4 protein-coding genes and 1 riboswitch are annotated in these 4,886 nt (G+C 75.3%); of the genes, 1 reads left to right on the top strand and 3 read right to left on the bottom strand.

Annotated elements, in window-relative coordinates; genetic code table 11:
* Positions 1 to 44: 44 nt before the first annotated feature.
* Positions 45 to 614, bottom strand: a complete 570-nt coding sequence (locus VIM26_RS19730; RefSeq protein WP_331954406.1) for a DUF3017 domain-containing protein — start codon at positions 612 to 614, stop codon at positions 45 to 47.
* A 35-nt stretch (positions 615 to 649) separates the two neighbouring features.
* Between VIM26_RS19730 and VIM26_RS19725 the strand changes: the two genes are divergently transcribed.
* Positions 650 to 2,020 (top strand): NAD(P)/FAD-dependent oxidoreductase, encoded by a 1,371-nt coding sequence (locus VIM26_RS19725; RefSeq protein ID WP_331954404.1) that lies wholly within the window; start codon positions 650 to 652, stop codon positions 2,018 to 2,020.
* Positions 2,021 to 2,194: 174 nt separating this feature from the next.
* Here the strand turns inward: VIM26_RS19725 and purH are convergent, their stop codons facing one another.
* Positions 2,195 to 3,826: a bifunctional phosphoribosylaminoimidazolecarboxamide formyltransferase/IMP cyclohydrolase gene (gene purH / locus VIM26_RS19720; RefSeq protein ID WP_331954402.1), complete on the bottom strand. Its 1,632-nt coding sequence runs from the start codon at positions 3,824 to 3,826 to the stop codon at positions 2,195 to 2,197.
* A gap of 47 nt (positions 3,827 to 3,873) precedes the next feature.
* A riboswitch (ZMP/ZTP riboswitch) is annotated at positions 3,874 to 3,967 on the bottom strand.
* Between the two features lie 55 nt (positions 3,968 to 4,022).
* Positions 4,023 to 4,610: a phosphoribosylglycinamide formyltransferase gene (purN, locus tag VIM26_RS19715; protein WP_331954408.1), complete on the bottom strand. Its 588-nt coding sequence runs from the start codon at positions 4,608 to 4,610 to the stop codon at positions 4,023 to 4,025.
* Between the last annotated feature and the right edge of the window lie 276 nt (positions 4,611 to 4,886).

Here is a 4,886-nt window from a genome sequence, read left to right as displayed (position 1 = left end):
TCCTATAGGACGTCAACGCTCGGACGTTGAGGGGTTTTCTTGCGTTAGCGGGTGGGGATGATCTGGGCGAGGATGCCGACGCCGGCCGCGAGCAGCAACAGGACCGTGACGTCGATCACGCGGGAGCGGACCGCGAGGGCGACGGGTCCCGGGGCAGGCAGCAGCGCGCGGGCGGCGGCCGCCACGATGAGCACGAGGGCCATCGCGAGCGCACCGATCGGCACGCCCACCGTCTGAGTGAGGGCCACCGAGATCACGATCCCCGCGCAGGTCCACCACAACGACCGGCTGCGGCCCGCCGCCAGGGACGCGCGGGCGGCCGCGCGCGCGTCGAGTGGCTGCGCGACGACGGGTTGCGGCACGACGGGTTCCACGGCGTCGGGGTGCGCGGCGTCGGGCTGCCCGGCGTCCGGCTGCCCGGCGTCCGGGTGCTGCACGACAGGTTGCACGACGACGGGTTCCGCGATGACCGGTTGGGCGACAGCGGGCTGTGCGATGACGGGCTGCGCGACAGCGGGCTGCGCGACCGGCTGCGCGATGACCGGTTGTACGACCGCGGGGTCGGTTCGTTCTGCGCTCGCCCCGGCGCGCCCTGCTTGCTGGTCCTGCTGCATCGGTCCACCTCCCGACCGGAGACTACCTTTGCCAGGTGCCCGACCGACTCCTGCCCGTCGCCCCGCGCGCCATCGAGCGCCTGCCCGAGCCGGTGGGGCCACCGGCGCACCCGGTCCGCTCCGTCGTCGTCGTCGGGGCCGGCCTCGCCGGGGCCCAGAGCGTCGCCGCGCTGCGAGCCCAGGGCTTCGACGGTCGGGTGACGCTGCTCGGCGCCGAGGGCCGCGCGCCGTACGACCGCCCGCCGCTGTCCAAGCACCTGCTCGACCGCCGTGATCCGGCGTGGCTCACCGACGAGCTGGGCGTCGACGTCGCGGCCCTCGCCGACGACGTCCGCCTCGCCACCCCCGCCACCGGCCTCGTCGTGCGCCCCACCGGCGTGCGTGTCGCCACTGCGCAGGGGGAGGTCCTGGCCGATGCCGTCGTCCTCGCGTCCGGCTCGCACAGCGTCCGCCCACCCCACTGGTCCGGCGCGCTGACGCTGCACACCGCCGACGACGCCGCGATCCTGCGCGACCTGCTGCACCCCGGGTCGCGCCTCGTGATCGTCGGAGCGGGCTGGATCGGGGCCGAGGTGGCGGGCGTTGCCGCGGCCGCGGGAGTCGAGGTCACCGTCGTTGAGGCGGCGACGACGCCGCTCGCGGTCGCTCTCGGCGGCTTCGTCGGGGGCCTGGTCGCCCCCTGGTACGCGGCCGCCGGGGTGCCCCTGCTCGCCGGCGTCCCGGCCGACGACGTCCGCGCCGACGGGGTCCGGCTCGCGGACGGGCGCGAGCTCCCCGCCGACGTCGTGCTGGTGGCGGTCGGCGCGCGTCCGGCGACCGCCTGGCTCAGGACATCGCTCCCCCGCGACCCGGACGGCTCCCTGCGGGTCGACGAGGGCTACGGCGTGCTCGGCGTACCGGGGCATGTGCGTGCGGTCGGGGACATCGCCAGACGCTGGTCGGCGCGGCACGGCTGGGTCGCCGGCGGGCACTGGGACGGTGCCCTGCGCGGGCCGGCGACCGCGGTGCGCGCCCTGCTGGGGGCGCGAGACGCACCGGCGCCCGGTACCGCCGTCGGCTCGGCCGACGACCCCGCCCCGTACGTCTTCTCGACCCAGCTCGGCCACGATCTCGTCCTTAACGGCCAACACCGTCCCGGCGACGAGGTCGTCCTGCGCGGGGACCCCACCGGCACCGGCGGCTGGACCGCCCTGTGGTTCACCCCCGAGTTGTCAGCCCCAACGCGGACCCTGGCGCGCGCTGGATCTGACAAGTCGGTGGGGCGCGAGCTGACGGCCGCGCTCGCGGTCGACCGGCCCCGGGACGTCGCCGCGGCGCGCCGCCTGTTCACGGCCGCCGCTCTGCCGGTGCTGGACCCGACGGTCGCCGGCGATCCCACCCGCCCGCTGCGCGACGCCGCCGTCTGACGCTCGCCGAGAAGTCAAAATCCGCCCATCCGATCGCAACGAGACAGGCGGAAATTGACTTCTCGGTGGCTGCTCGAGGGGACTGAGCCGAATGACAGGCCCACGCGCGGGGGCGGATGTGGGCCGACGCGCGTCGATCTGCGCGGGCTCATCCCAGTACTCGCCCCCGGTCGGTCAGTGGGCGAAGTGGCGGGTCCCGGTGAGGTACAGGGTGATGCCCGCCGCCTCGGCGGCCGCGATGACCTCGGCGTCGCGCACCGAGCCGCCGGGCTGCACGACGGCGCGCACACCGGCGTCGAGCAGCACCTGGAGCCCGTCGGCGAACGGGAAGAACGCATCGGACGATGCGACCGAGCCGGCGGCCCGCTCCCCGGCGCGCTCGACGGCGAGCCGGCACGAGTCGACCCGGTTGACCTGCCCCATCCCGACGCCGACCGACGCACCGCCCGATGCCAGCAGGATCGCGTTCGACTTCACCGCGCGCACCGCGCGCCACGCGAACACGAGGTCCGCGAGCGTGGCCTCGTCGGCGGGCTTTCCCGCGGCGAGCTGCCAGGCGGCCGCGTCGTCGCCGGGCGCGTCGATCCGGTCGCTCAGCTGCATGAGCAGGCCGCCGCTGATCGGGCGGAACTCGGCCGCCCGGCGCGGTGCCCCGTCGACGACGAGCAGCCGGAGGTTCTTCTTCGCGGTGAGGATCTCCAGGGCGGCCGGCTCGAAGCCGGGCGCCACGACGACCTCCGTGAAGACGGGCGCCACCTGGGCGGCCATCTCGGCGGTGACCACGCGGTTCGTCGCGATCACGCCGCCGTACGCGGACAGCGGGTCGCAGGCGTGCGCCTTCGCGTGCGCCTCGGCGATGTCCTGCCCGACGGCGATGCCGCACGGGTTGGCGTGCTTGATGATCGCGACGGTCGGGCCGGTCTGGTCGTGGGCGGCGCGCCAGGCGGCGTCGGCGTCCACGTAGTTGTTGTAGCTCATCTCCTTGCCGTGCAGCTGGTTCGCCTGCGCCAGGCCGACGGTCCCGTCACCCTGCGTGTACAACGCTGCGGGCTGGTGCGGGTTCTCGCCGTAGCGAAGGACCGTGCTGCGGTTCCAGGTCGCGCCGACCCAGGCGGGGAACGGTGAGCCGGCTGCGGGGCCCTCGGTGGCAGCGGGCGCAAGCACGCTGCCGAACCAGCTCGCAACGGCGACGTCGTACGTCGCGGTGTGCACGAACGCGGCGGCCGCCAGCGCCCGTCGCTCGGCGAGCGTGAAACCGCCGTCGGCCCCGCCCGCGGCGGCGGCAGCGATCGCACCGTAGGCCGCGGGGTCCACGACGACCGCGACGCTCGGGTGGTTCTTCGCGGCGGCCCGGACCATGGACGGCCCGCCGATGTCGATCTGCTCGACGCACTCGTCGGGCGTCGCGCCGGACGCGACGGTCGCCGCGAACGGGTAGAGGTTGACGACCACCAGGTCGAAGGCCGCGATCCCGAGCTCGGCGAGCTGCGCGAGGTGCTCGGGGCGGCGGGTATCGGCGAGGATCCCGGCGTGCACGCGCGGGTGCAGCGTCTTGACCCGCCCGTCGAGGCACTCCGGGAAGCCGGTCAGCTCCTCGACCGGGGTGACCGGGACACCGGCGGCGGCGATCGTCGCGGCGGTCGAGCCGGTCGAGACGAGCTCGACGCCCGCCGCGTGCAGGGCGGTGGCGAGCTCGACCAGGCCGGTCTTGTCGTACACGCTGACCAGCGCGCGGCGCAGCGGACGGCGGGTGGCGGCGGCGGTCGGATCGACCACTGCGTCGAGGGGGCTGGGGGTCGTGGACATCGGGTTCTCCCGGGTCGGCATGGCGCGTGCGCAGGCACGCAGATGGACCCAGGCGCCCAGGCGAACGGCGCTCCGGCGGGGAACTACGGCCGCTCCCCGGTGGTTGAACCCACCTCAGGTACGCCAGTCACGGCCAGTGCCAGGGTAACGGACGCCAGACCCTCAGCAGGCGGCAGCCGCGATGTGCCGGAAGCCGTCAGCCGACGACGACGCGCCGGCCGTCGAGCGTCAGGCCGCCGCGCGCGATCCGACCTACCCAGTCGACGAGCAGTGCGCGCTCGACGACCCGGATCCGCTCGTGCAGGCTCGCCTCGTCGTCGTCGGGCTCGACGGCGACGGCCGCCTGGGCGACGATCGGGCCGGTGTCGACGCCGGCGTCCACGACGTGCAGCGTGCAGCCGGTGATCTTGACACCGTGCTCGAGGGCGTCGCGGACCCCGTGCGCGCCCGGGAACGACGGCAGCAGCGCGGGGTGCGTGTTGAGCACGCGCCCCGGGAACCGGCCGAGGAACGTCGCGCCGAGGATCCGCATGAAGCCTGCGCTGACCACCAGGTCGGGGCGGAACACCCCGACGGCGTCGGCCAGGCCGCGGTCCCAGTGGGCCCGGTCCTCGAAGTCGCGCGGCGCGACGACGGCGGTCGGCACCCCCGCCGCGCGGGCCACGTCCAGGCCGCCCGCGGCGGGCTTGTCGCTCACCACGCCGACCACGCGGGCGCCGTAGCCGGCATCGGCGTGCGCGGCGAGCAGAGCGGCGAGGTTCGTCCCGGCGCCGGAGACGAGCACGACGACGCGCCGCGCACTCGTGGTGCCGACGGGCTCACCGTTCGGGGTGGTTGGGCTCGTCGTGCGGGACGACCTCGCGGCGGGGTCTGGCGTCTTGGCGGCTGCGGTCACGGCGACGACCCTACCGAGCCCGGGCGGGCGGACCGGTCCTCGCCCGCGCCCGCCGTGGGGAACAATGGGAGGAGTGCAGCCGCGGGCCGCGCCGTGGCCGGTCGGCCACCTGGCACAGGACCGCGAGAGGACTCAGGAGGGCACGTGGGCAATCCGTACGCACCG

It is taken from the genome of Pengzhenrongella sp., assembly GCF_036565025.1.
Lineage (GTDB): Bacteria > Actinomycetota > Actinomycetes > Actinomycetales > Cellulomonadaceae > Pengzhenrongella.
This window is presented reverse-complemented; position numbering and strand designations above follow the sequence as displayed.